Annotated in this window: 19 protein-coding genes; 14 read left to right on the top strand and 5 right to left on the bottom strand. The window is 74.3% G+C overall.

Features of this window, described 5'->3' with window-relative positions:
• Positions 1–78: 78 nt before the first annotated feature.
• Complete coding sequence (locus ACZ69I_RS19170) at positions 79–732, bottom strand: DNA polymerase ligase N-terminal domain-containing protein (RefSeq protein ID WP_470833498.1); 654 nt, start codon at positions 730–732, stop codon at positions 79–81.
• Positions 733–946: 214 nt separating this feature from the next.
• On the opposite strand from ACZ69I_RS19170, the gene ACZ69I_RS19165 reads away from it, so the two are divergent.
• The 3 genes from ACZ69I_RS19165 (at position 947) to ACZ69I_RS19155 (ending at position 4,369) form a co-directional block, all read left to right on the top strand.
• Positions 947–1,633, top strand: coding sequence for a response regulator transcription factor (locus ACZ69I_RS19165; RefSeq protein WP_470833396.1), 687 nt, complete (start codon positions 947–949; stop codon positions 1,631–1,633).
• A 64-nt stretch (positions 1,634–1,697) separates the two neighbouring features.
• Positions 1,698–2,336: a Pvc16 family protein gene (locus tag ACZ69I_RS19160; protein WP_470833395.1), complete on the top strand. Its 639-nt coding sequence runs from the start codon at positions 1,698–1,700 to the stop codon at positions 2,334–2,336.
• Positions 2,337–2,350: 14 nt separating this feature from the next.
• Positions 2,351–4,369, top strand: coding sequence for an ATP-binding protein (locus ACZ69I_RS19155; protein ID WP_470833496.1), 2,019 nt, complete (start codon positions 2,351–2,353; stop codon positions 4,367–4,369).
• Between the two features lie 78 nt (positions 4,370–4,447).
• Here ACZ69I_RS19155 and ACZ69I_RS19150 read toward each other — a convergent pair whose 3' ends face one another.
• From ACZ69I_RS19150 to ACZ69I_RS19140, 3 genes are all read right to left on the bottom strand, one after another.
• Positions 4,448–5,821, bottom strand: coding sequence for a hypothetical protein (locus ACZ69I_RS19150; RefSeq protein WP_470833394.1), 1,374 nt, complete (start codon positions 5,819–5,821; stop codon positions 4,448–4,450).
• A gap of 5 nt (positions 5,822–5,826) precedes the next feature.
• Positions 5,827–7,458 carry a peptidoglycan-binding protein gene (locus ACZ69I_RS19145; protein WP_467676613.1) on the bottom strand — a complete coding sequence of 544 codons (1,632 nt, stop codon included), beginning with the start codon at positions 7,456–7,458 and terminating at the stop codon, positions 5,827–5,829.
• 124 nt (positions 7,459–7,582) lie between these two features.
• The gene (locus tag ACZ69I_RS19140) at positions 7,583–10,942 is read right to left on the bottom strand and encodes an AfsR/SARP family transcriptional regulator (protein WP_470833392.1); all 3,360 of its coding nucleotides are present in this window, start codon (positions 10,940–10,942) and stop codon (positions 7,583–7,585) included.
• Positions 10,943–11,411: 469 nt separating this feature from the next.
• On the opposite strand from ACZ69I_RS19140, the gene ACZ69I_RS19135 reads away from it, so the two are divergent.
• From ACZ69I_RS19135 to ACZ69I_RS19120, 4 genes are all read left to right on the top strand, one after another.
• The gene (locus ACZ69I_RS19135) at positions 11,412–12,998 is read left to right on the top strand and encodes a phage tail sheath family protein (protein WP_467676998.1); all 1,587 of its coding nucleotides are present in this window, start codon (positions 11,412–11,414) and stop codon (positions 12,996–12,998) included.
• Between the two features lie 61 nt (positions 12,999–13,059).
• A complete protein-coding gene (locus ACZ69I_RS19130) occupies positions 13,060–13,503 on the top strand; it encodes a phage tail protein (RefSeq protein WP_205040150.1) in 444 nt (147 codons plus the stop codon).
• Positions 13,503–13,949, top strand: coding sequence for a hypothetical protein (locus ACZ69I_RS19125; RefSeq protein WP_389713590.1), 447 nt, complete (start codon positions 13,503–13,505; stop codon positions 13,947–13,949). The genes ACZ69I_RS19130 and ACZ69I_RS19125 overlap by 1 nt, the downstream gene beginning before the upstream one ends.
• Positions 13,946–14,104: a DUF6760 family protein gene (locus ACZ69I_RS19120; RefSeq protein WP_362342012.1), complete on the top strand. Its 159-nt coding sequence runs from the start codon at positions 13,946–13,948 to the stop codon at positions 14,102–14,104. Before ACZ69I_RS19125 ends, ACZ69I_RS19120 begins: the two co-directional genes overlap by 4 nt.
• An 899-nt stretch (positions 14,105–15,003) precedes the next feature.
• Here the strand turns inward: ACZ69I_RS19120 and ACZ69I_RS19115 are convergent.
• A complete protein-coding gene (locus tag ACZ69I_RS19115) occupies positions 15,004–15,201 on the bottom strand; it encodes a hypothetical protein (RefSeq protein ID WP_470833389.1) in 198 nt (65 codons plus the stop codon).
• 1,210 nt (positions 15,202–16,411) lie between these two features.
• Here ACZ69I_RS19115 and ACZ69I_RS19110 point away from each other — a divergent pair.
• From ACZ69I_RS19110 to ACZ69I_RS19080, 7 genes are all read left to right on the top strand, one after another.
• A complete protein-coding gene (locus ACZ69I_RS19110) occupies positions 16,412–17,842 on the top strand; it encodes a hypothetical protein (protein ID WP_470833387.1) in 1,431 nt (476 codons plus the stop codon).
• Positions 17,843–17,906: 64 nt separating this feature from the next.
• Positions 17,907–18,344 carry a phage tail protein gene (locus ACZ69I_RS19105; protein ID WP_467676624.1) on the top strand — a complete coding sequence of 146 codons (438 nt, stop codon included), beginning with the start codon at positions 17,907–17,909 and terminating at the stop codon, positions 18,342–18,344.
• A gap of 1 nt (position 18,345) precedes the next feature.
• A complete protein-coding gene (locus ACZ69I_RS19100) occupies positions 18,346–19,095 on the top strand; it encodes a CIS tube protein (protein WP_389713584.1) in 750 nt (249 codons plus the stop codon).
• Positions 19,092–21,011 carry a VgrG-related protein gene (locus ACZ69I_RS19095; RefSeq protein WP_467676627.1) on the top strand — a complete coding sequence of 640 codons (1,920 nt, stop codon included), beginning with the start codon at positions 19,092–19,094 and terminating at the stop codon, positions 21,009–21,011. The genes ACZ69I_RS19100 and ACZ69I_RS19095 overlap by 4 nt, the downstream gene beginning before the upstream one ends.
• 48 nt (positions 21,012–21,059) lie before the next feature.
• The gene (locus ACZ69I_RS19090) at positions 21,060–21,473 is read left to right on the top strand and encodes a GPW/gp25 family protein (protein ID WP_361733957.1); all 414 of its coding nucleotides are present in this window, start codon (positions 21,060–21,062) and stop codon (positions 21,471–21,473) included.
• 6 nt (positions 21,474–21,479) lie between these two features.
• Positions 21,480–23,441 (top strand): putative baseplate assembly protein, encoded by a 1,962-nt coding sequence (locus ACZ69I_RS19085; protein WP_467676629.1) that lies wholly within the window; start codon positions 21,480–21,482, stop codon positions 23,439–23,441.
• On the top strand, positions 23,438–24,073 hold the full coding sequence (locus tag ACZ69I_RS19080; RefSeq protein ID WP_470833384.1) for a phage tail protein: 636 nt from the start codon (positions 23,438–23,440) through the stop codon (positions 24,071–24,073). The genes ACZ69I_RS19085 and ACZ69I_RS19080 overlap by 4 nt, the downstream gene beginning before the upstream one ends.
• Positions 24,074–24,075 lie beyond the last annotated feature (2 nt).

Below are 24,075 nucleotides of genomic sequence, written 5' to 3'. Positions count from 1 at the left end.
CGGACCCGACATACCGGGACCTTTCTCCCTCACCCGAGGGGCGAAGGTCCTCGGGTGGCCACGGCCGCGGGAAGCGGGTCAGGCGGTCGCGTCCGGGGACTCGGCCACCTGGCGCAGGGTGCGGCCGCTGCGCGCGGAGCGGGCCCGCCGCGGGTCGGGGGTGCCACCGTCCTTGCCGCGCGCCGATCCGGTCCGCACGAGCAGCCAGGTCGGTTTGGCGGACCCGCCGTCCTGCTCCTCGCGGCCGTGGAACCGGGTGAGCGCGTACGGTCCGCGCAGCTTCTCGCCGTGCAGCTCGAACGTGGCGTGGCCGTTCTCCAGGGACTGGGCGAAGGGTACGGGCCGCTTCCGCTTGTCGTGGCTGGTCGGCCGGTAGGTGCCGCGGTCCCAGACGATGACGGTGCCGCCGCCGTACTCGCCCTCGGGAATCACCCCCTCGAAGTCCCGGTACTCCATGGGGTGGTCCTCGGTGGGGATGGCGAGCCTCTTGTCCCGCGGGTCGGTGGACGGCCCCTTGGGGACCGACCAGGACTTGAGCACGCCGTCGACCTCCAGGCGGAAGTCGAAGTGCATCGTGCTCGCGTCGTGGATCTGCACCACGAACACGGGCTCGTCGCCCCCCGCGTCCCGCGCGGCTCCGTCCGCCCGCGCGGCACGGTCGCCACTCGGTTCGGCCGTCCTGTCGAAGTGCCGCTTCCCTCGGTAGGTCCGCAGACCGTCCTTCTCGCCCACGTCGGGCCCCTTCGGTACGGGGCGCCCCTTCGGTACGGGACGCTTTTCTGCCCCTCCTCCGGCGACGGTACGGGAGAGCGCGACGACCGGCACGGCGTCGATTTCCGACCGGCTCACGTCGGTAAACGACCGCGTTGATCCGGCGACAATCGTTTATTGATCGGAGCTGGGCACCCTGTGCCCGTCGCTATTCGGGGGAAGACAGGGAACTTCAGTGTCCGATACACGCATATCGGTGGTCGTGCACGCCACCGACCCCCTCAGCCGGGCCGGAGTGATCAGCCACCTCCGGCACGAGCCCACCGTCGAGCTCCTGGAGCGGGCCGGGGACGCCCCGCAGGCGCCCGAGCCCGGCCGGGCGGCGGCGCCGTCCCCGGCGGGCCGGGTCGCCGTCATGCTCGTGGACCGGCTCGACGACCCGGCGGGCGCCGAGTTGCGCCGCCTGACCAGAGCCACCGAACAGCGCGTCGTGCTGATCGCGAGCGAGCTGCGCGAGCCGGAGCTGCTCTCGGTCGTCGAGTACGGCGTGCGGGCCATCCTCTGGCGGCACCAGGCGACCCCGCAGAAGCTGCTGCGCGCCGTGCACAGCGCGGCGCGCGGCGAGGGAGAACTGCCGCCCGATCTCATCAACCGGCTCATGACCCAGCTGGGCCGCCTGCGGCTCTCGGCGCACGACGGCCCGCCGTCCTCCGTCGGCGCCCTGCCCACGCTCGGCATGGCGCCCCGCGAGGTGGACGTCGTACGGCTGATCGCGGAGGGCATGGACACCAAGCAGATCTCGGAGAAGCTCGCCTACTCCGAACGCACCGTCAAGAACGTCCTGCACGCGCTCATGACGCGCCTGCAGCTGCAGAACCGCGCGCATGCCGTCGCGTATGCGCTGCGGGAGGGATACATCTGATGCGACCGAACCACCTCCCCTTGCGGGCCCCCGGGTCCGGACCACGTACGCGGGGAGCCCGGCCGTGATTCACGAAGTGGACGAGGCGCTGCGCGCGCTGCTGCGCGGGGCGCTCCCGGAGGGCAGCGGCGAGGTCGTCTTCGAGGCACCGACCCGCGACTGGGCGGCGCGGCGCAACGCGCCCACGCTCAACTCCTACCTGTACGACATCCGCGAGGACGTGGCCCGGCGCGAGCGCGGCGCCTACGCCGAGCGGGGGCCGGACGGCACCGTGCTGCGCAGGCGGCAGCCGCCGCGCTGGTTCCGGCTCTCCTACCTGCTCACCGCCTGGACCAACCGCCCCGAGGACGAGCACCGGCTCCTGTCGGCCGCGCTCGGCACCCTGCTCGCGCACGAGCTGCTCCCGCCGGAGGACCTGCCCGCCGCGCTCGCCGCGCTGAAGGTCACCCTGCCGCTGTCCGTCGCGGTGCCGCCGACCGAGTCCCGGTCCATCGCGGACGTCTGGTCGGCGCTCGGCGGCGAGCTGAAGCCGTCCCTGGACGTGGTGATCACCGTGCCGTTCCCGGTGTCGCCGACGTACGACGTGGCACCGCCGGTCACCGAGGGCGCGGTCGTGACCGTCCGCGACCTCGAGGGCGAAACCGGCGAGCCGCGGCCCCGCATGCTGCGCAAGCAGCGCGAGGACGGGGCGGGGACCCGGTGAGCGCCGCCGACGTGATGCTGGCGCGCCTGGAGGCGCTGCGCCACCGCGTGGCCACGCTGGTCGAACGGCGCGGCGCGGACGACCCCACGGCGGCGGACCCGCTGCGCGGCCTGTACGTCACGCCCGAGACCGCGCACCGCCTCGCCACGGCTCCCGCGCCGGAGCCCGCCCCCGCACCGGACCCCGCGGAGACGGCGGCGCAGCCGGGCGGCGACGGGGACACGGCCGATCCGCTGGCGGAACTCGCCCGGCGGTTCGGGCTCGGCCCGCTCGACGGGCACATCCTCCTCACCGCCCTCGCCCCCGACGTCGACCGGCGCTTCGAGCCGCTCTACGGCTACCTCAACGACGACGTCGGGCGCCGCCGGGCCACCGTGGCGCTCGCGCTCGACCTGTCGGGCACCGGCCCGCACGACCCGCTCGCCCGCACCCGCTTCCACCCGCAGGCACCCCTGCGCGCCGGTGGCCTCATCGTCATCGAGGACGAGGAGCGGCCGCTGCCGGGGCGCGCCCTGCGCGTGCCGGAGCGGGTGGTGGCCCACCTGCTCGGCGACGACACGCTCGACCCGGAACTGGTCGGTCACGACGTCGAGTTGCTGACCGGATCCGCCGCGGCACCGGCCCACCCGCTCGCCGCCCGCATCGCCGACCTGGCCACCGGCCGGCCGCTCCTCGTCCACCTGCGCGAGCGCAGGGAGGGCACCGCGGCGGAGCCGGTGGTCGACGCGCTCCGGGCGGCCGGGCTGCCCGTCCTGCGCCACCGGCCCCCGGCGAGGGCGGGGGACGGCGCGGCGGCCGCGGCCCTCGCCACCGCGCTCGTGCGCGAGGCGCGGCTGCGGCGCGCCGCGCTCGTCGTGGGCCCGCTGCCGCCCGAACCCGGCGCCCTGGTGCGCTCCCTGGCGACCGGCGACATGCCCGTGGTGTTCTTCGGCAGCGAGCCGTACGACCCCGGCTGGGCGCCGGACGCCGGGCTGCTCGCGCTGGACGCCCCGCAGGACGGCATCGACACCCCCGGCGCCTGGCAGAGCGAACTCGCCCGGCACGTACCCGCGTACGAGCCGGACTTCGACCTCGGCGAGGCCGTCGCGCCGTACCGGCTCAGCGGTACGCAGATCAGCCGTGCCGCGCGGGGCGCCGCCGGACTCGCCGCCTTCGAGGGCACCGAGCCGACCGCCGCGCACCTCCAGCGCAACGCCCGGCTGCAGTCCGCGCCCCTGCTCGACAAGCACGCCCGGCGCATCCGGCCCGAGGTCGGCTTCGGCGATCTCGTCCTGCCGGACGAACCCCTCGGGCTGCTCCGCGAGCTGACCCTGCGCGCCCGGCACCGCGACAAGGTGCTCGGCGAGTGGCGGCTGCGTACCGGCGGCGGGCGCGGGCGCGGCGTCGTCGCGCTCTTCGCCGGGGACTCCGGCACCGGCAAGACGCTGTCGGCCGAGGTGGTGGCCGGTGAACTCGGCCTGGACCTGTACGTGGTGGACCTGTCGGCCGTCGTCGACAAGTACGTCGGCGAGACGGAGAAGAACCTGGAGAAGATCTTCGTCGAGGCGGACCGCACGGACGCGGTGCTGCTCTTCGACGAGGCCGACGCCGTCTTCGGCAAGCGCTCGGAGGTCAAGAGCTCGCACGACCGGTACGCCAACCTGGAGAGCGCGTACCTGCTGCAGCGCCTGGAGGCGTTCGACGGGATCGCGGTGCTGACCACGAACCTGCGGGCCAACATCGACGACGCGTTCACCCGCCGCCTCGACCTGGTCGTCGACTTCCCCTTCCCGGACGCCGAGCAGCGCGTCGCCCTGTGGCGGACCTGTCTGGCCGACACGCCCTGCGCAGCGGACATGGACGAGGAACTGGCGCGGTGCGCCAAGGAGTTCGAGCTGTCCGGCGGTGCCATCCGGTCGGCCGCCGTGACCGCCGCGTACCAGGCGGCGGGGCACGGCGGGCCGGTCAGGGGCGAGGACGTGCGGGCCGGGGCGCTGCGGGAGTACCGCAAGATGGGCCGCCTCGTGCCGGGCGGGTCGCTGCCCTGGCAGTGATCCCGAGGTGCCGCACACAAGGAGGGCGGGTGGCGTGCCGAGCACGCCACCCGCCCTCCTTGTGTCCGCTCCGGCCGTCTACTCCGGCCAGTCGGAGAGCGTCCAGCCCATGCTCTTGCTGTTGTCGTCGCACTTCCACGTGACGGCGCTCTTGTCGTTCTGCATGTCGACGAGGCACTCACCGGAACCGACGGCGACGATCCGCGTCAGGCCGTCGGGACGCTTCTCCAGCTTCCACTTCTGGTTGCCCGGCAGCCGGCCGGTCCTGATGTTCTCCGGCGGCGCGTGGAAGATCTGGGCGATGTTCGTGTTCACCTTCTGGTCCAGGACGGCACCCGGGGCGCTCGCCGACTCCAGGGCGTAGGTGTCGGACTCGGGGTAGTGGTGCAGGATCCAGTCCTGGTTCTTGCCGAACTCGTCCGAGAGGGCGGGGTTCTGGCCGACGTAGGTGCCGTCGGCCGCCTCGCCGTTCTTGACCTCCAGGTACCAGCCGCTGCCCGCCTGGATCGTGTGCGTCTCGGGGCCCTTGGGCTTGTCGTCCTTCTTCCCGCCGCCGCCACCGCCGCCGCCCTTCGGGGCGTCGTCCTTGTCCTCGGCCGGGGGCGGGGGCTCCTCCTTCTGCTCCTTGCTGGGGCTCGCCGACGGGCTCGGCGCGGGCTTCACGTCACCCTGCGGGAGCCGCTCCTGGGTGCCCGGCTTCTCCTTGGCCTGGGACGACATGGCCGGCTTGTGCTGGAACCACATCACGGCGAAGGCCAGGCCCAGCGCGAACAGGACCGAGAACACCGCCATCACCCAGCGCGGGATCACCGAGGGCTGGACGTACGTGCCGCGCAGCTCCACCGGCTCGGGCACCCCGGCCCGGAGCACGGAGACCGTGAACGGGTGCTTGCGGGTGCCGCCGACCCAGCTCACCGCGCCCGGCTTGATGCGCAGATCGGCGAAACCGGCCCGGCCGGGGTTGACCTGGACGGAGCCGGGCTCGGTCTCGACCTCCAGCTCGTCACCGTTCTCGCGGCCGGAGAAGGAGGCCGTCAGCTGCTGGTTGCCGAGGTTGTCGACGGCCACCGACGCCTTGGCGCTGAGTCGGCCGCGCACGATCAACGGCAGCAGTTCCGAACGGAGTTCGGTGAACGGGCCCACGGTGATCTGCCCCTCGGCCACGTCCGTGGCCTGCGGGGTCTCACGGGGCTGCACCCGCACGCCGAACGGCGTCGGGCCCGCCTGGGCGTCCGAGGTCCGCGGCGGCGCGAACTGCACCTCGGCGGTCGCCTCGGCCCCGGGGTACACGCGCAGCACATCGGGCTGCACGCGGGCCCAGCCCGCCGTGGCGCCGACCACCTGCAGGCGGTACTCCTCGACCGTGTCGCCGGTGTTGCGCACGCGCAGCCGCACGTTCGCGGTGGAGCCGGGTTCCACGCTGGTCGCGGTCGGTTCGAGCGAAGTCCACATGCCGCTCACCGCCCCGCCACGCCTGGCTTGTTGACACTGCCGCCGACGAGCGCCCGCAAGGTGGCGCTGTCGGCTTCGCCTGTCGCCGGAAGGCCGACGGACACCTGGTACTCCTTGATGTGGGCCGCGGTATTGCTGCTGTACCGGGCGGTCGTGGGCGGCTTGCCGCCGTGCTTGAAATAGGAGACGCCGAGCTCGGCGTAGTCCCGGTCGCGGTCCAGGTCCTTGTCGCTGATGCCGGCCTGCGACGCCCACCAGAACGCCGCCTGCAACTGCACGACCTCCCAGGTGTCGGCGCCGGAGCGGACGTCGTCGGCACGGATGCCCTGGGCCCACAGGGAGGTCAGGGTGGCCCGGCCGAGCGTGCCCTCCCGGTCCGTCTCGAAGATCTGCGCGCTGTTGTGTCCTGAGCTCCGGCCGGTGCGGACCACGGCCTTCTGGTAACAGATCAGTTTGGCCTCGGTGTTGGAGTCGATGACGCCGGGTGTCCAGGCGCCGGTGAGGGTGCACGGGTTGCGCGAGCCGAGGGCCGCGAGGCGGCGCTGGGCGTACTCGACGACGACGTCGGACCGGTAGCCGCGCCGCCAGGGCGGTCCTGAGCGGGGTCTGTCACCGCCGCCGCCCGACTTCGCCCTGTCGCCTCCGCCGCCACCGCCTCCGCCGCCACCGGACGAACCGCCCGAGGAGCCGCCCTCGCCCCCGCCGCCGCCTCCGCCGCCCGAACCGCCGGATCCGCTGCCGCCGCCGGAGCCCCCGTCAGCTCCCCCGCCGCCCGAACCGCCGCCGCCCGCCTTGCTCTTGGGGGGCGGCGGGGCGTCCGCGAGCTCGGCCTTCTCGCCGCCCTGCGGGGCCGCGGCGGGCGCGGCGCCCGCCTGGTTCTCGCGGGCCGAACCGTTGAACTTGGGCGCGTAGGAGAACCAGATCACCGCGGAGGCGACGCAGAGCGCCGCGACCACGCTGCCGAGCGCGAGCAGCGCGCGGGGCAGGACCGGACGCTGGTCGAAGCTGCCGGGCAGTACGTGGGCGTGCTCGTCGCCGGAGCGGCGCACGGAGACGGTGAGCGGGTGCGCCTGCGCGGGACCCGTCCACCGCACCCGCTGCGGGCGCACGGTGGCCTTGGCGAACGCCGCGCGGCCCGGGTCGACCTGGATCGCCGCGGGCGTCACGTCGAAGATCAGCCGGTCGGCGTCGTCGCGGAAGGTGAGCGTCGCGGTCAGCGGGGTGTTGCCGAGGTTGTCGACGGCGACCGCGGCCCGGCCGCGGAACCGCCCGACGACGGTGGGCGGCAGCAGCTCGGCCCGTATCTCCGAGAACGGCGTGACGGTGACCTGGCCCTCGACGACGTCGCGGGATTCCGGGTCCTCGCGGGGCTCCACGCGGATGCCGAACGGAGTGGGCCCGGCCTGTACGTCCGGCGAGCGGGGCGGCGCGAAGGAGACCTCGGCGGTGCCCTCGCTGCCCGGGTAGAGGCGCAGGACCTCCGGCTCGACGCGGGACCAGCCCGCGGGCGCGCCGACGACGCCCAGCCGGTACTCCTCGACGGTGTCTCCCGTATTGCGTACGCGAAGCCGTACGGTCGCTCGGCCACCGGGGTCCACGGTCACCGCGGCCGGGTCAAGGGAGTTCCACCACGTCATACGGGCACGGTAGAGCGCACCACCGGGCCTCTCCTTGTACGAAAGGGCGGCGTCAGGGGCAGGCAGGCCTGCCCTCGCGAACGGCAGGCGCGGCCCGGCGCCGCCCCGCACGGCACGCGGTGCCTCAGCCGCGCGCCGAGAGCACCGGGCCCACCACCTCCGAGGGCGGCCGCCAGTGGGCGAGCAGGTCGGCGATCTCGGCGGCCTCCGAGGCGCCGCGGCGCTCCATCACCCGGTGGGCGATCCGCAGCGCGGCCCTGCCGCGTTCGAGGTCCCCGAGGGCCAGCAGGGCCTCGCCGCGCGCGGCCATCGCGAGCGCGTGGCAGAACGCGTCGCCCAGTTCGCCCTCCACCGCGAGCGCCGCGTCCGCGCTCTTCATGGCCTCGCCGGGGCGGCCCTGTGCCAGGTCGCAGTAGGCGAGGCGGGCCCAGCACAGCGCCTCCCAGCGCGGGTTGCTCGACCGGCCGTGCAGCCGCTGGGCCTCGCGCAGCCGCTCCGCGGCCCCGGCCGCCCTGCCGTCCCGCAGCAGCGTGCAGCCCGCCTGGTAGAGGACGTGGGCGAGGGTGGACGTACTGCCCGACTGCCGCGCCTGGCGCTCCGCCGCCACCACCGCGGTGTCCGCCGCGCCGCGCCGGCCCAGGCAGACGTAGGCCCGCGCCATGTGGGAGAGGATGCGCACGCGGTCGCCGTGCCCGCCGAGCGCGCCGAACCTGGCATAAGCGAGCCGCAGTTGCTCCAGCGCCTCCTGGTGGCGGCCCACGCCCATGAGGACGATGCCGAGCTCGTGGCTGCCCTCGGCGCCGACCAGCAGGTCGCCGCAGGAGGCGGCGAGGCGCAGGCTCTCGCGCAGGGCCCGTTCGGCGCGGTCGTAGGTCTCGGTGCCGTAGTGCGGGGCGCCGAGGAGGCGCAGCGCGCGGGCCGCCGACCGGTCGTCGCCGTGGGCGCGCGCGGTGCGCAGGGCCAGTTCGGCGAGCGGCTCCAGGTCGCGGTGGCGGGCGGTGCCGACCACGAGGTGGGACCAGGCGGTGAGCAGGTCGACGGTGGGGCGCAGGCCCGGCGGCCCTTCGGGGCCCACGGCTCCGGCCGCCGCGTCCGGCACGTGCCGCAGCGCGTTCTCCGCCGCGTCGCACAGCCGCGAGTGGGCGACGACCAGCCAGTCGCGCGCGGCGGCCTCGTCCGGCAGCGTCTTGCCCGGGGAGTCGGGGACGTGCAGGAGCCGCGGCAGCACGCTGTGCGGTTTCGTACGGCGGATCGCGGTGATGACGGTGGCGAGCACGTAGTCGAGGAAGCGCAGCCGGGCCGCGGCGCGGTCCTCGGCGCTCTCCTCGCGCTCGCACTGCCGGCGCGCGAAGAGCCGTACCAGGTCGTGGAAGCGGTAGCGGTCCTCGCCGTGCAGCTCCATCAGCCCGGCGTCGACGAGGCGTTCCACCAGGCACTCCGCCTCCTCGTCGGCCACGTCGAGGAGTGCACCCGCGGCGCCCCGGCAGAACGACGGCATGTAGCAGAGGGAGACCATGCGGAAGGCGTGGGCGAGCCCCGGTTCGAGCGCCTCGTACCCGAGCCGGAAGCTCGCCTCGACGCCCAGGTCGTCCACCCGCAGCTCGTCCAGCCTGCGGTGTTCGTCGCGCAGCCGAGCCGTGAGGTCGGCGACGGAGCGGCCCGGCCGCGCGGCGAGGCGGGCCGCGGCGATGCGCACGGCGAGGGGCAGCCCGCCGCAGACGGCGACCAGTTCGCGGGCGGCGGCGGGTTCGGCGGCCACGCGCTCGGCACCGGCCATGGCGCGGAGCAGGCCGAGCCCCTGCGACTCGTCCATCGTCTCGACGTCGACGAGCCGCGCCCCGGGCAGGGTGATGGTCCGCGACCGGCTGGTCACCAGGACCGCGCAGCCCGGGGTGCCGGGCAGCAGCGGCCGCACCTGGGCGGTGTCGCGCGCGTTGTCGAGCAGGACGAGCACGCGGCGCCCGGCCAGGAGCGAGCGGTACAGGGCGGTCTGCTGGTCGAGGCTGTCCGGCACGGCGCTCTCGGGGACGCCGAGCGCGCGCAGGAAGCCGGTGAGCGCGCAGCCGCTGTCCACGCCGGGCGCCGGATCGGCGCCGCGCAGGTCCACGTACAGCTGCCCGTCGGGGAACTGGTCCCGTAAGGCGTGGGCGACGTGCACCGCGAGCGCGGTCTTGCCGACGCCGCCGAGGCCGGTGAGCGTGGCCACGGCCATCGCGTTGCCGCGGGCGGCGGCGTGCAGCGTCTCGGTCAGCAGCCGCGCCTCGGCCTCACGTCCGGCGAAGTCGGGTACGTCGGGCAGGAGTTGGGCGGGGGTGAGCGGGGCGGCGGCGGGGGTGCGCGGGGGGTGCGGGGGTTTCCCGTCGAGGGGCGGGGCCGGGCGGCCCGCGCCGTCCGTGCGGCGATCCGTGCCCAGCGGCAGGGGCAGGGGGCGAGGGAGGTGACGGGCCGTGCGCTCCGCGTCGGGAGGTGAGGACCGGGCAGGGTGGGCCACGCGGTCCGGGGCGGCCCCGGCGCTCCCCGGTCCGTCGGCCGGTTCTCCGCTCCCCGGTCCTTCGGCCTGTCGACCCCGCCCGGGTATGCGACGGCGCTGTTCGCCGACGCGCAGGGGCGCGGGCAGCGGTCCGGGCCGCGCGGCGGCGGCCTCCGGGAGCGGGGCTCCCTTGAGCAGCCCTTCGTACAGCGCGGTGAGGTCCCTGCCGGGGTCGACGCCGAGTTCGGCGGCGAGCGTGCGGCGCGTGCTCTCGTACACGGCGAGGGCGTCCGCCCGCCGGCCGCCGCGGTGCAGGGCGAGCATCAGCAGGGCCTGGGCGCGCTCGCGCAGCGGGTGTTCGGCGGCGAAGACGCTGAGCGGGGCGATCGTCTCGCCGTGGCAGCCCAGTTCGAGCGCGCAGGAGAAGAACTCCTCCTGGGCGGTGACGGACAGCTCGGTGAGCCGGTCGCGCTGGCGGCGGGCGTACGGGCCGGGCAGCCCGGCCAGCGGGGCGCCGTCCGACAGGGCGAGCGCGGCGGTCAACTCGGCGTAGGAATCGGCGTGTTCACCGGCGGCGCGCAGGGCACGCGCGGCGGCCACCCGGTCCTCGAGCTCGCTCGCGTCGAGGGAGCCGCCCGGCAGCCGCAGGGCGTAGCCGTCGCCCGCCGACACCAGGAGCCTGGCGGGTTCGCGGGCGCGCCGGTCCGGTTCGAGGAGGGCGCGCAGCCGGGAGACGTACGTGCGCAGGGTGCCGACCGCCCGCAGCGGCGGCTCCTCGCCCCACAGGGCGTCCACCAGCTCGGCGGCGGACACCGGGTGCCCGCCGCGCAGCAGCAGCGCCGCCAGCGTCGCGCGCTGCTGCGGCGGACCGAGCGTCAGGGCCTGTCCGTCGCGCCAGGCCCGCACCGGTCCGAGGACCTGGAACCACAGCGTTCCGCCCGGGTCGTCCCGGCCGGCTCGGTCCTCGCCGCTCCGGCCCGCCCTGCCGCCCGCGTCATCCGCGTCGCCCTGCATTGTCAGCCCGCACCCCTTGCCCCGTGACGCACCGCGAGGTGCCCGTTCGTACCGGCCACGGATGGCCGCACGCACCAAACGTTACGTCAGCCCCAGAGGTCACCCCTCCCCGTGGGGGCCCCGGACCCCCATGTTGACCAGGTATTGACGCGGTCGACACCGGGGGCGGGGCATATGCGCCACGGACCGGCCACATCCGGCCGGGGCCGGTGGCCGCCGCGAACCCGCCCCCGGCCGGCGTGACCGGACGGGCAACCCGGGGCGGCCCGCCACCGTCCGCCCCCGCGCCGCGCCACCGATTCCGGCCGAAAGGTTTCCCCGGGCGGCTGAACGGGCACCGTCATCTGCCCTCGTTGACGTCCGTCCGTCTCTACGCACCGGTACGCGCGTGGGACATCGTCGACACGGTACGAATCCGTGCCGGCTGTGCGCCGGTCCCGCTCACCCTCGAACCTTGGAGCACAGCAGCATGCCCAACTACCTGTCCCCCGGCGTCTACATCGAGGAAGTCGCCAGCGGTTCGCGCCCCATCGAAGGGGTCGGCACCTCGGTGGCGGCCTTCGTCGGTCTGGCGCCGCGGGGACCGCTCAACGAGCCGACGCTGGTGACCAACTGGTCCCAGTACGTGGCCGCGTTCGGCGAGTTCACGGACGGGTACTACCTGGCGCACTCCGTGTACGGCTTCTTCAACAACGGTGGCTCCGCCGCGTACATCGTGCGCGTGGGCGGCACCGACACCGACGGAGCGCAGGAGCCGGCCGCCGCGGCCCCCGCACAGGCGCCCAAGGAGCTCACCGCCGGTGAGCCCGTGGCGCTCGGCGGCTTCAGCGTGTCCGCGCTCACCGCGGGCAGCTCGGACGGCGGGGCGCTCACCGTCGAGGTGCAGGACGGCGAGGGCGAAGGCGCCGCCGACCGCTTCAAGCTGATCGTCAAGGACGGCGACAAGGTCGTCGAGAGCTTCGACGTCAGCACGAAGAAGACCGCGCGCAACTACGTCGTCACCCAGGTCAAGCAGCGCTCCAAGGTGATCGCCCTGGAAGAGGCCTCGGCGGGTCAGCTCGCCAAGCCCGACGCGCAGACCGTGACCCTCGCGCCGCCGAAGGCCGCGCCCCCGGCCGTGCCCGCCTCCAACGGCGCCGTGTCCCGCGTGGAGACCGCGCAGTTCATCGGTGACTCCGCGGACCGCACCGGCTTCGGCGGCCTGGAGGCCCTCGACGAGGTCAACATGGTGGCGGTGCCCGACCTGATGGCCGCCTACCAGCAGGGTCTGATCGACGAGGAGCAGGTCAAGGCGGTCCAGCTCGGTCTCATCTCGCACTGCGAGCTGATGGGCGACCGCATGGCCATCATCGACCCGCCGCCGTCGATGAACGCCCGCCAGATCCGCCAGTGGCGGCAGGAGGGCGCCGGGTACGACTCGCGCTACGCCGCGCTGTACTACCCGTGGATCAAGTCCTTCGACCCGGCCTCCGGCCAGTCGGTGATCGTGCCGCCGTCCGGCCACATGGCCGGCATCTGGGCCCGCAACGACGCCGAGCGCGGCGTGCACAAGGCCCCGGCCAACGAGATCGTGCGCGGCGCCGTGGACCTGGAGCTGCAGATCACCCGCGGCGAGCAGGACCTGCTCAACCCGGTCGGCGTGAACTGCATCCGCGCGTTCCCCGGCCGCGGCATCCGGGTCTGGGGCGCGCGGACGATGGCGTCCGACCCGGCGTGGCGCTACCTGAACGTCCGCCGCTACTTCAACTACCTCGAAGAGTCGATCCTCATCGGCACCCAGTGGGTCGTCTTCGAGCCGAACGACCAGGCCCTGTGGGCGCGCATCCGCCGCAACGTCTCGGCGTTCCTGGTCAACGAGTGGCGTTCGGGCGCCCTGTTCGGTTCCCGGCCCGAGGACGCGTTCTACGTGAAGTGTGACGCGGAGACCAACCCCGTCGAGTCGGTCGACCTCGGCCGGGTCGTCTGCGAGATCGGCATCGCGCCGGTCAAGCCCGCCGAGTTCGTGGTCTTCCGCCTCGCGCAGTTCTCCGGCGGAGGCGGCGAGCTGGAGGAGTAGAAGCCCGCCGCACGCACCGCCCTTCAGCCATCCGCAAGAACCGCAACAGGAGTGAACCCCCTTGTCCCTTCAGCCCGGTGACGCTCTCACTACACACAATTTCGGCCTGCAGATCGACGGCGTCATGGTCGAGTACCTGCAGGAGGTCAGCGGCCTCTCCATGGAGCAGGACGTCATCGAGTACCAGCAGGTGTCGGCCGACGGCAAGCCCGTCGTGAAGAAGATGCCCGGCGTCAAGAAGGCCGGCGAGTGCACCGTCACCCGCGGCATGACGCAGAGCCCCGTCTTCAGCGAGTGGATCAACAAGTCCATCGCGGGCGACATGGGTTCGGCGCGCAAGAACGCCACGATCATGATGATGGACTACCAGAACAGCCCGGTGAAGCGGTACAACCTGCGCAACGCCTGGTGCAGCAAGGTGGAGACCAGCGGGGTCAAGGCCGGCGACGCCGCCGCGCTGACCGAGCAGGTCACCATCGTCTTCGAAGAGCTGGTCATCGAATAATGCGGCGCGAAGGCCCGGCGGCGCCGGGGGCAGGGGCGGGAGCGGTTCCCGGTGCCGTGACGGACACCCGCGAACCGCTGCGCACGGAGTTCGAGTTCGAGCTGCCGCGCGGATTCGTGGACGAGTCCGGCACCGTGCACCGCAACGGCGCGATGCGGCTCGCGACGGCACGTGACGAACTGGTGCCGCTGCGGGACGTCCGCGTGCGCGAGAACCCCGCCTACCTGTCCGTGGTGCTGCTCGGCCGGGTCATCACCCGCCTCGGCACGCTCGGCTCCGTCCACGACGGCACGGTGGAGAACATGTTCGCCTCCGACCTGGCCTTCCTCCAGGACTTCTACCGGCAGATCAACGCGGAGGGCCACACCCGCGCGGCGGTGGCCTGTCCGCACTGCTCGGAGTCCTTCGAGGTCGAGCTGGCCGGGAGCCGCCTGGGGGAATCGTGACGTACGCGGCCGACCGCATCGAGGAGGAAGTCGCGTACCTCGCCTACCACTTCCACTGGGGCATGGACGACATCCTCGACCTCGAACACGCGGACCGGCGCGCGTACGTGGCGCGGACCGCCACGCTGGTGGAACAGGCGGAGGCGAGGCAGTGACAGGTCGGTGAGGTGCGGCAGTCGGTCGGTGAGTCGAGGTAAGTGATGGGCTTGTTCAGGTGGCGGCGGGGGTCGCGGGGCGACGCGGCGGTGCCGGATGCGGCGGTGCCGGGTACGGGTGATGCGGGTTCGCCGGAGCCGGGTGCGGTGGGGTCGGCGGTCGCCGACCCGGGTGCCGGTGCCGGTGCGGCTTCTGCTTTCACTTCTGCTCCTGCTTCTGCTTCTGCTCCTGCTCCCGCTGACGCGGGTGCCCGGGGCGCCGGTGGCGGTGCCGCGCGTGACAGCGGGTGGGCCACCGTGCCGCCGGTCCAGCGCGTGCTCGCGGCGCCGCGAACGATCTCCGAGCACGGCTTCGGCGCGATGCTCGCCACGCACCAGAACCCGTCCTTCGGGGGCGAGTTGGGCCACGCGGTACGGGCGTCGGCGCCCGGAGGTCTGCTGCGCGACGTCCTCACACCGGTGGCAGGCAACCCGGGCAGCCTCGACCTGCCTGCGCTGCAGCTGCCGGTACGGGGGCGGCCGGAGACGGCGGGGGCCGAGGAGGCGGGGGCTGCGCCTGCCTTTACTCCGTCGAGGCCCTCCTTCGGTGGTCCTTCGGGTGGGGACTCTTCCGCTGGTGGCTCTTCGGCCGGTGGCTCGTCCGCTGGTGGCTCCTCGGCCGGTGGTCCTTCCGCCGCTCGCCGTTCTGCTCCGTCGGCTTCGTCGGCTTCGTCGGCCCCTTCGGGGTCGGCGGCGCCTGCGGTTCAGCGGGCGGCCTCTGGGGCGGCGGCGCCTGTGGTTCCGGGGGCGCCCGGTGCCTCGGCTGCGCCGCCCGTTGTCCCGAGCTCGGGTACCACGTCGGCTGCGGCTGCGTCCGCGTCTGCGGGGTCGTCCAGCAACTCGGCTTCGGCGCCTGCGGTTCAGCGGTCGGCCTCCGCGGCGCCCGCGCCTGCTGCCACCCGAAGGTCACCTTCCGCCTCGGCTGCGCCGCCTGTCGCTCCGCGGACGTCTTCGGCCTCGGGCTCGTCTGCCGCGCCGGGCTCACCTGCTTCCTCGGCCGCTCCGGCCGCTCCGGGTTCGCGTTCCGCCTCATCGGGCTCGGCTTCGGCCTCAGCCATGCCCGGCGCCCCAAGCTCCCCCGCCGCCCGGCGCCCGGGTTCTGCCCCCGGCTCGCCTGCCACCTCGGCGGCGCCTTCGGCTCCGGGCTCGGCTTCGACGCCGGGCCCCTCCACCCCCGCGGGTCCAACTCCGGCTCCAGCGCCGCCCGTTGCGTCGCGTTCTTCTGCCGCCCGGCGCTCGACGTCGACCCCGGGCTCGCCTTCTCCCTCGGGTGCATCGGCTACTCCGGGCCCGGCTTCCGCCGCGGGCTCGACTGCGGCCACCGGCTCGGCTTCGGCGCCGGACCCGTCCATCCCCTCTGGCGCAACTCCCGGACCAGCCCTGCCTGTTGCACCACGATCATCTGCTGCCCGGCGCTCGACGTCCGCCCCGGGCTCGCCTTCTCCCTCGGCCGCGCCTGCTGCTCCGGGCTCGTCCGCTTCCGCAGGTTCGCCTGCGGGCCCCGCCGGGCCTGCCGCTCCGAGCTCATCCGCTGCCTCGGTTACGCCTCCTGTCCAGAGGTCGTCCTCGGCCTCTGCCGCACCTGTCGTTCCGCGGTCACCCGCTGCCTCAAGCTCGTCCTCCGTCCCGGCCACGCCTGCTGCCCCGCGCTCGAATCCGGGCTCAGCCACGCCTGGCGCCCCGCGCTCGACCTCGGCCTCACCTGCGCCTTCCGTCCCGGTCGTGCCCGCCGTTCCGCGCTCGACTTCGGCCGCGGCCACGCCTGCCGCTCCGGGTCCCTCTCCCGCCTCGGCTGCGCCTGTCGTTCCGAGCTCGTCCGCTGCCTCACGCCCGGCTTCGGCCCCGGACTCCTCCTCGTCCGCCCGGCCTGTCTCTTCTGCGTCGGCTGCTCCCGCGACCCCGAGCGCCCCCTCTCCCTCCGCCGCTCAGCCCGCCCCCGGGCGACCCGTACAGCGGACGAGCCCGTCTCCCGCCTCGGCCGGACCTGCCGTCCAGAGGTCGTCCGCCCCCTCCCCCGCTCAGCCCGCCGCCAGGCAACCCGTGCAGCGGAGCGCGACCCCCGCCCCGGAGCCCGCCCCTCAGGGCGACAAGCCCCTGAGCGGCGCGTCGACTCCGCTCATCAGCACAGAGGTTCAGCCCCCCGTCCAGCCCCAGGCCGCGTCCGGTGGACAGCAACCGCACACCCGTACCCGTACGGCCCCGACTCCCGCCCCGGCGCCGGGCAGCGCACCCGCGAGCCCCCACCCCGCCCCCGTACCCGTACCCGTCGTGCAGCGGTCCCAGCGGGCCGGGCGCTCCCCGCTCGTCACAGCGGTGCCCGCCGTCGTGCCGCAGCGGAAACTGTTCCCCGTCGGGATGACGCCCACCGCGTCGCCCACCACCGCCCCGGCCGACGAAGCCTCCCCCGGCGCGCCGGACGCCCCCACCGGCGTCCGGTCCACCGATGTCCCCGGGCCGGTGTCCCCCGCCGGTCCGGGGACGCGGGCCGCACCCGCGGCCCCCGACCCCGTCGCTGTGCGGGCGAATTCCCCCGTTCAGCCCGTACAGCGACGGCCTCACGTACGCCGGGTCCGGCGCGCGCAGGACGGCGGCGCGGCAACGGGCGCACCGCGTCCGGGCCTCGGCCAACCCGTGAGCCAGCCGCCCACCGCGCCGTCCGCGCCCGCCACACCTCCCGCGCCCGCGCCCGCCGTCCCGGCACCCCAGGGCCGCCCCCGCCGGAGCCTGATCGGCGCACCGGTCACCCCCGTCCAGAAGGCTCAGGCACAGCAGGCACAGGCCCAGCAGGCCCAGGCGCAGAAGAACCAGCCCCAGCCCCAGCAGCCCGAGCCCGAGCAGGCAGCGACCACCGGCACCCCCACCCCCGCCGCACCCCCCGCGCCCGCACCCGAGCCGCAGTCCCAGCCCCTCCCCGTCGTCCCCGTCAACCGCCGCATCGCCCCCGGCAGTTACCGGCCCACGGAGTTCGGCACCGCTCAGCCGCGGCCCCTCGCCCCCTCCCGGGGCCTTTCCGGCCTGCCCCCGGCGACGGGCGGTGCGGCCCCCGCGCCCTCCGGCCCGGCCGCACCGGTGGCGTCCACCCCTGCCCCCGCCACCGGATCCGTCCCCGGCCCCGTGCCTCTCCAGCGCTCCGCGGGCAGCGCGGGACCGCAGCACAGGAGCGGTAGCGCCGCCGCGGCCACCGCGCCGGTCGTCGTTCCGCTCGGGAAGCCGGGTGCCCCGGTCCAGCGGCGCGCGGCCACGTCCACTCCGCCCGCGGTACACCACTCGGCCGCGGCGCCGGCACCGGCCGCCCACGCCCCCGTACGCCCGTCCACCGTCCGCCGCGCCCCCGCAGCCGCGCCCACCGCCCCCGTCCAGCGCAAGGCCGCCGCCCCCGAACCACCCGCCCCCGCACCCGCACCCGCACCCGTCAAGGCCGCGCAGCCCGCCGCCGCGCCCCGGCCGCCCGTCACCGTCGCCCGTACCGGCGCCGACACGACGGCGGGCACCGCCGCCGGAGCGGGCACCGCCGCCCGGTCCGATGCCGCCGCCCCGGCCGCCGCGGCCGACTCCGGCTCCGCCCCCGCCGCCGAATCCACCCCCGCCGACCTCGACGATCTGGCCCGACGCCTCCTGGCCCCTCTCTCGCGCCTGCTCCGCGCGGAGCTCCGCAGCGACCGGGAGCGGATCGGGCGGCTCCGCGATCACGGTCGATGAGACTGCCGCAGCCCTCGCCCCACCCCGTCCGCACCACCTCCGCAGAGAACCCAGGAAGTAGCCCATGCCCTCGCAACAGGACCCAGGTTCGACCGTCTTCTTCAAGCTCACCATCGACGGCCAGGACCTCGGCCTCTTCAACGGCTGCGACGGGCTGGCCTCCGAGGTGGAGGTGGAGCAGCGGCAGGAGGGCGGCAACAACGGGTTCGTCTGGCAGCTGCCCACCCGCGTGACCTTCTCCACCATCCGCCTCACCCGGCCGCTGACCGCGGACACCTCCCGCGTGGCCTCCTGGATCTCGTCCATCGCGACCGGCATCTCGCGGCCCACCGCGCAGATCGCGGCCCTGCGCGCGGACGGCTCCGTCGTCGCGCAGTGGGGGCTCGTCGAGGTGCTGCCCGTGCGCTGGCAGGGGCCGAGCCTCAGTCCGGACAGTCCGGCCGTGGCGACGGAGACCCTGGAGATCGCGCACCACGGGTTCACCGACGCGGGAGGTGCCTGAGATGGCCGCGCCGACCGGCGGCCGGGCCGGGGCGAGCCTCGTCCGCGCCGCGCTCGCCATCCACCAGCCGCCCACCGACCTCGGCGGGTCGATGGGCGGACGGATCGGTGAGGTGGAGTTCCAGTTCAACCCGACGCAGCTGCAGATGGGCCGCTCCGCCGAGTGGCGTACGCAGCGGGCCGTCGCCTACACGCGCGGCGCCCCGCCCAAGTTCACCGGCTCCGCCCCCGCCACCCTGCAGCTGGAGGTCTTCCTCGACTCCTCCGGCACTCCGAACTCGGGCAAGGTGCAGAAGCAGGTCGAGATGCTGCTCTCCTGCTGCGAGGTGACGCCGCAGAGCCTCACCTCCAAGCGGCCCTCGCCGCCGTGGGTGCGGTTCTCGTGGGGGTCCTTCAACACCGTGCAGTTCGTGGCGTACGTGACCAACGTGAGCGCCACGTACACGCTGTTCAACCCGACCGGCGAACCGATCCGCGCCACCTGCTCGCTCTCGCTCACCGAAGTGGCGATGCCCACCAAGGGACAGAACCCGACCTCCGGTGCGCTCTCCGCCCGCCGCGTGCACCGGACCGTCGCCGGTGACTCGCTGGCTTCGCTGGCCTGGCGCGAGTACGGGGACGCCACCCGCTGGCGGCTGATCGCCGAGGCCAACGAGATAGACGACCCGATGCGGCTGCGGCCCGGCACCGAGCTGCTGCTGCCCGCCGCCGACGAGGCACACCCCGCCCCCGCGCACGTGGAGTCCGCATGACCGAGAAGACGTACACGAGCGTCCTGCACGCCGAGATCGGCGGGTCCCCCCTGCCCGACAAGCTGGCTCTGCTGCTCGTCGAGGGCTGGGTGGACTCCAGCGTCAACGTGCCGTCCGCCTTCCAGCTGACCTTCGCCGACGCGGGCGGGGACATCCTGGAGAAGTTCCCGCAGATCAAGGTGGGCGCCAAGGCGGTGCTCTCGCCCTTCACCGACGGGCGGCGCGGCAAGCCCATGCTGACCGGTGAGGTGACCGCCCTGGAGGTGGACGCCGACGCGGGCGGCAAGTCGCTCGTCGTGCGCGGCTACGACCCGGGCCACCGGCTGCTGCGCAACCGCCGCGTGCAGGGCTACCCGAACATGACGGCCTCCGACATCGTGCGCCGGATCGCCGGTCTGAACAGCCTGAAGATCGGCAAGATCGACGCCACACCGACGGTCTACGAACTGGCCACCCAGCCCAACATCACCGACTGGGACTTCCTCTCCCGCCTCGCCCAGGAGAACGACACCCACCTGTCGTTCGACGAGAACGGGAAGCTGCGCTTCGCCAAGCTCAAGCCCGCCGCGGGCGCGCCGTCCGACACCACACCGGCCGCGCAGAGCCCGTACGTGCTCGAATTCGGGCACAACGCGCAGCACAGCCGGGTCGCGGTGACCGCGGCCGGCCAGGTCTCCAAGGCCGGGGTGCGCGGCTGGAACATGCGGGCCAAGCGCCCCCTGTCCGCGCAGTCCCCGGCCGTCAGCAGCAAGGACATCGTCACCGACATCACGCCCGCACAGCTCTCGCAGCCGTTCGGCAGGGCGACGCTGACGGCCACCGAGACGCCGTACACCACCCAGGCCCAGGTCACGCACGCCGCCAAGTCGTTGGCCGACGACGTGGCGGGCTCCTTCGCGGAGGTCGAGGTCGCCGTCACCGGCAACCCCGACCTGCAGCCGGGGCAGCCGGTGGCGCTGAAGGGCGCCGGGTTCCCGTTCGAGGGGAAGTACACGGCGACCGGGGTCCGTCATCTCTTCGAGTCGGGGCGGCCGTTCACGACGTGGCTGACCGTCTCGGGACGGCAGTTCCGTTCGCTGTACGGTCTCGCCTCGGGCGGCGCGGATGCCGCGCCGCCGATGCCGGGCGTCGCCAACGCGCTGGTCAGCAACGCCAAGGACCCGCTCAAGCTGAACCGCGTCAAGCTGCGCTTCCCCTGGCTCTCGGACACGTACGAGAGCGACTGGTGCCGCATCGCGCAGCTGGGCGGGGTGCGGGGCGGCGGCCTGATGCTCCCCGAGGTCGGCGACGAGGTGCTCGTCGCCTTCGACCGGGGCTCGCTGGAGCACCCGTACGTCCTGGCCGGCCTGTACAACGGCATCGACAAGCCGACGCCCAACACCGACGGGCTGCAACCGATCGACCGGACCAGCGGCCGGGTCAACTGGCGCTCCATCTCCTCGCGCAGCGGACACATCATGGAGATGGTGGACGCCAAGACCCGGATGAAGAGCGGCATCCGGCTGCAGACCGGCAACGGCCGTCTCACCGTCCACATGGACGAGGCGAAGACCAGCGTGACCATCCGCAGCGACGGTTCCGTGTCGATCTCCGGCACCCGCAACGTCAGCATCCGGGCGGGCGGCAATCTGTCGCTGATCGCGGGCGGTTCGCTGACGATGAGCGCGGGCGGGGCCGTCGACATCAAGGCCGGCGCCAAGTTCGGGGTCAACGCGGGCGGCATGGCGGACATCAACGCGGCCGGTGTCGTCAGCCTCAAGTCGGCCGGCGCGGTGGCCGTCAACGCCGTCGGCGCGGTCTCCGTCACCGCGGTCGGCGCGGTGGCCGTCAACGCGGGCGCGGCGGCGGCCATCAGCTCGCCGGCCACGGTCGCGCTGAGCGCCCCGGCCGTACTGCGCAACGGCATTCCGTTCTAGGAGCCCTGAGGAATTTGAGGGACTTGCGCCCGAAGGGGGTCGCTGGAGATGAGTGAGCAGTTCGTCGGCGCGGGCTGGACGTTCCCGTTGCGCATCGACGCGGGCGGGGGCATCGCGCTGGCCCGGCGCGAGCGCGAGATCGAGGAGTCGATCCGCCTCGTGCTCGCCACCGCGCCGGGTGAGCGCCCGATGCGCCCCGAGTTCGGCTGTGCCGTGCACGACATGGTGTTCGCGCCGGTCAACGAGGCGACGGCGGGCCGCATCCGGTACGAGGTGCGGTCCTCGCTCGACCGCTGGGAGCCGCGCATCGAAGTCCTGGACGTCGAGGTCAGCCCGGCCCCCGACGACCCGTCCGTCCTGTTCATCGACGTGAGCTACAGCGTGCGCGGCACCAACAACCCGCGCAGTCTCGTCTTCCCCTTCTACGTGATCCCGTCCACGGAATCAGAGAGCGGAGTCTGAAGTCCGATGGCCCTGCCCGCCCCTCACCTCGACGACCGGCGCTTCCAGCAGTTCGTCGACGACGCCAAGCGCTACATCCAGCAGCGCTGCCCGGAGTGGACCGATCACAACGTCTCCGACCCGGGTGTCACCCTCGTCGAGGCGGTCGCGCACATGGCCGACCAGATCGTCTACCGCCTCAACCGCGTACCGGAGAAGAACCACCTGGCCTTCCTCGACCTGCTCGGCGTGACCCTCTTCCCGCCCTCCGCGGCCCGCGCCGACGTCACCTTCTGGCTGTCCGCGCCGCAGACCGAGCCGGTGGTCCTGCCCGCCGGGACGGAGGTGGCGACCAGCCGCACCGAGACCGAGGAGGCGGTGGCCTTCGCGACGGAGGCGGATCTGACCGTGGTGCCCTGCGAACTGGCGGCCGTGCTGCGCCAGGAGGAGGGCGGCACGCCGCAGGACTGCGGGCAGGACGTCTTCGGCGGCCGTGACGTGACGGTCTTCGCGACCTCCCCGCGGCCCGGCGACACCCTGCTCTTCGGGCTCAGCGCCGCGGTGCCGCGCTGCGCGGCCGTACTGGAGCTGGACAGCCGGGTGGACGGCGTCGGCGTCGACCCGCGCCAGCCCCCGCTGGTGTGGGAGGCGTGGACCGCGGACGGCTGGGCCGAGTGCGAGGTCGACGAGGACACCACCGGTGGCCTCAACCGGCCCGGCGAGGTCGTCCTGCACGTCCCGGCCGGCCACATCGTCTCCCGCGTGGGGCGCCAGGAGGCGGGCTGGCTGCGCTGCCGGGTGACCGAGGCCGCCAAGGGCCAGCCGTTCTACAGCGCCTCGCCGACCGTGCGGGCCGCGTCCGCCTTCACCATCGGCGGCACGACCGTCGTCGCGCACGCGGACGTCGTCAGCGACGAGATGCTCGGCGACTCCACGGGCGTGCCCGGACAGCGCGTACGCCTGTCCCAGGCGCCGGTGGTCGCCGACCGGCCGCCGCTGCTCCTCGAGGTCTCCGACGGCGAGGACGCCGGCTGGCACGCCTGGCAGGTGGTGGACAACTTCGCCTCCTCCGGCCCGTACGACCCCCACGTCACCCTCGACGCGGCGACCGGCGAGATCGCCTTCGGTCCCGCGGTGCGCGAACCCGACGGCACCTTGCGGCAGTTCGGCGCGGTGCCGGGCAAGGGCGCCGCGATCCGCGCGACCCGCTACCGCACCGGCGGCGGCCGCGCGGGCAACGTGGCCCGCAGCGCGATCCAGGTCCTGCGCAGCTCCATCCCGTACGTCGCCCGGGTGGAGAACAGGGAGGCGGCGCGCGGCGGTGTGGACGGCGAGACGGTGCAGGAGGCCAAGGTCCGCGCGCCGATCGCGCTGCGCGCGCAGGAGCGGGCGGTGACGGCCCGCGACTACGAGGAGCTCGCCCGGCGGGCCGCCCCCGAGACGGCCCGGATCCACTGCCTCGCCGCGGAGTCCGCGGAGGTCGGCGAGAACGCGGTCCGCGTCCTGGTCGTCCCCCAGGCGGTGGCCGACCTGGGCGGCAGGCTCCGCTTCGAGCAGCTGGTGCCCGGTGAGGAACTCCTCTCCCGCGTCACCGACTTCCTCGACGACCGCCGCCCGCTGGGCACCCGCCTCTCGGTCGGCCCGCCCTACTACCAGGGCGTCACCGTGGTCGCCACGCTGCACTCCTTCCGTGCCGCACAGGCCGAGCGGGTACGGGCCGAGGCGCTCGACGCGCTGTACGCCTACCTCGACCCGCTGACCGGCGGGGCGCACGGCGAGGGCTGGCCGTTCGGCCGGCCGCTGCGGGCCGGAGAGATCTTCGCCGCGCTCCAGCGGGTGCCGGGCGTGGAACTGGTCGACGAGGTCCTGCTGCACCCCGCCGACCCGCTCACCGGCCGCCGGGGCGACGCCACCGACCGCATCGAACTCGCCCCGTCCGCGCTCCTCTTCTCCTTCGACCACCGCGTCCGCGTGATCGAGGCACGATGACGGCGGGCACCGAGAGCGTGCGGCTGCGCAAGCAGACAACGCAGACAACGACGCCGGGTTCCGCACCGGGCTCGCGGCGGGGATCGCTGCCGGGGCTCGGTTCCGCCCACCCGATCGGGGAGCAGCTGCCCGCCGTCTACGCCGACGACGACTTCGTGCTGCGCTTCGTCTCCGGCCTCGACGTGGTCCTCGCGCCCGTCTTCACCGTCCTGGACTGTCTGGACGCGTACTTCATGCCCTCCCTGGCGCCCGAGGACTTCGTCGGCTGGCTGACGGACTGGGTCGGCACGGAGCTCGACGGCACGGAGCCGCTGGCGCTGCGCCGCCACGCCGTGGCGTCCGCCGTCGACCTGCACCGGGTCCGCGGCACCCGCCGCGGCCTGTCCGCCGCCGTCGAACTCGCCTTCGGCGTGCGGCCGGAGATCACCGAGAGCGGCGGCGCGACCTGGTCCGCGCGCCCGCTGGGCGCCTTCCCCGGCACCCCGCGCCCCGGCCTCCACGTCGTCCTGCGCGTACGCGACCCCGCATCGGTGGACCCGCACCGCCTGCGGTCCGTCGTCGCGGCGGCCCGCCCCGCCCACCTCCCCTTCACGGCCGAGGTGACCGACACACCTGCCCCTGAAGGGACCTAGCA

The sequence above is a fragment of the Streptomyces sp. NPDC036815 genome (assembly GCF_055609205.1).
Note: the sequence above shows the minus strand (reverse complement) of the source record. Positions and strands in the feature narration are given on the sequence as shown.

Coding starts and splice junctions, on each gene's coding strand:
- ACZ69I_RS19155 (WP_470833496.1), top strand. CDS start 2,351: ATGCTGGCGCGCCTGGAGGCGCTGCGCCACCGCGTGGCCACGCTGGTC.
- ACZ69I_RS19150 (WP_470833394.1), bottom strand. CDS start 5,821: ATGTGGACTTCGCTCGAACCGACCGCGACCAGCGTGGAACCCGGCTCC.
- ACZ69I_RS19145 (WP_467676613.1), bottom strand. CDS start 7,458: ATGACGTGGTGGAACTCCCTTGACCCGGCCGCGGTGACCGTGGACCCC.
- ACZ69I_RS19140 (WP_470833392.1), bottom strand. CDS start 10,942: ATGCAGGGCGACGCGGATGACGCGGGCGGCAGGGCGGGCCGGAGCGGC.
- ACZ69I_RS19135 (WP_467676998.1), top strand. CDS start 11,412: ATGCCCAACTACCTGTCCCCCGGCGTCTACATCGAGGAAGTCGCCAGC.
- ACZ69I_RS19125 (WP_389713590.1), top strand. CDS start 13,503: ATGCGGCGCGAAGGCCCGGCGGCGCCGGGGGCAGGGGCGGGAGCGGTT.
- ACZ69I_RS19115 (WP_470833389.1), bottom strand. CDS start 15,201: ATGGCTGAGGCCGAAGCCGAGCCCGATGAGGCGGAACGCGAACCCGGA.
- ACZ69I_RS19105 (WP_467676624.1), top strand. CDS start 17,907: ATGCCCTCGCAACAGGACCCAGGTTCGACCGTCTTCTTCAAGCTCACC.
- ACZ69I_RS19100 (WP_389713584.1), top strand. CDS start 18,346: ATGGCCGCGCCGACCGGCGGCCGGGCCGGGGCGAGCCTCGTCCGCGCC.
- ACZ69I_RS19095 (WP_467676627.1), top strand. CDS start 19,092: ATGACCGAGAAGACGTACACGAGCGTCCTGCACGCCGAGATCGGCGGG.
- ACZ69I_RS19090 (WP_361733957.1), top strand. CDS start 21,060: ATGAGTGAGCAGTTCGTCGGCGCGGGCTGGACGTTCCCGTTGCGCATC.
- ACZ69I_RS19085 (WP_467676629.1), top strand. CDS start 21,480: ATGGCCCTGCCCGCCCCTCACCTCGACGACCGGCGCTTCCAGCAGTTC.
- ACZ69I_RS19080 (WP_470833384.1), top strand. CDS start 23,438: ATGACGGCGGGCACCGAGAGCGTGCGGCTGCGCAAGCAGACAACGCAG.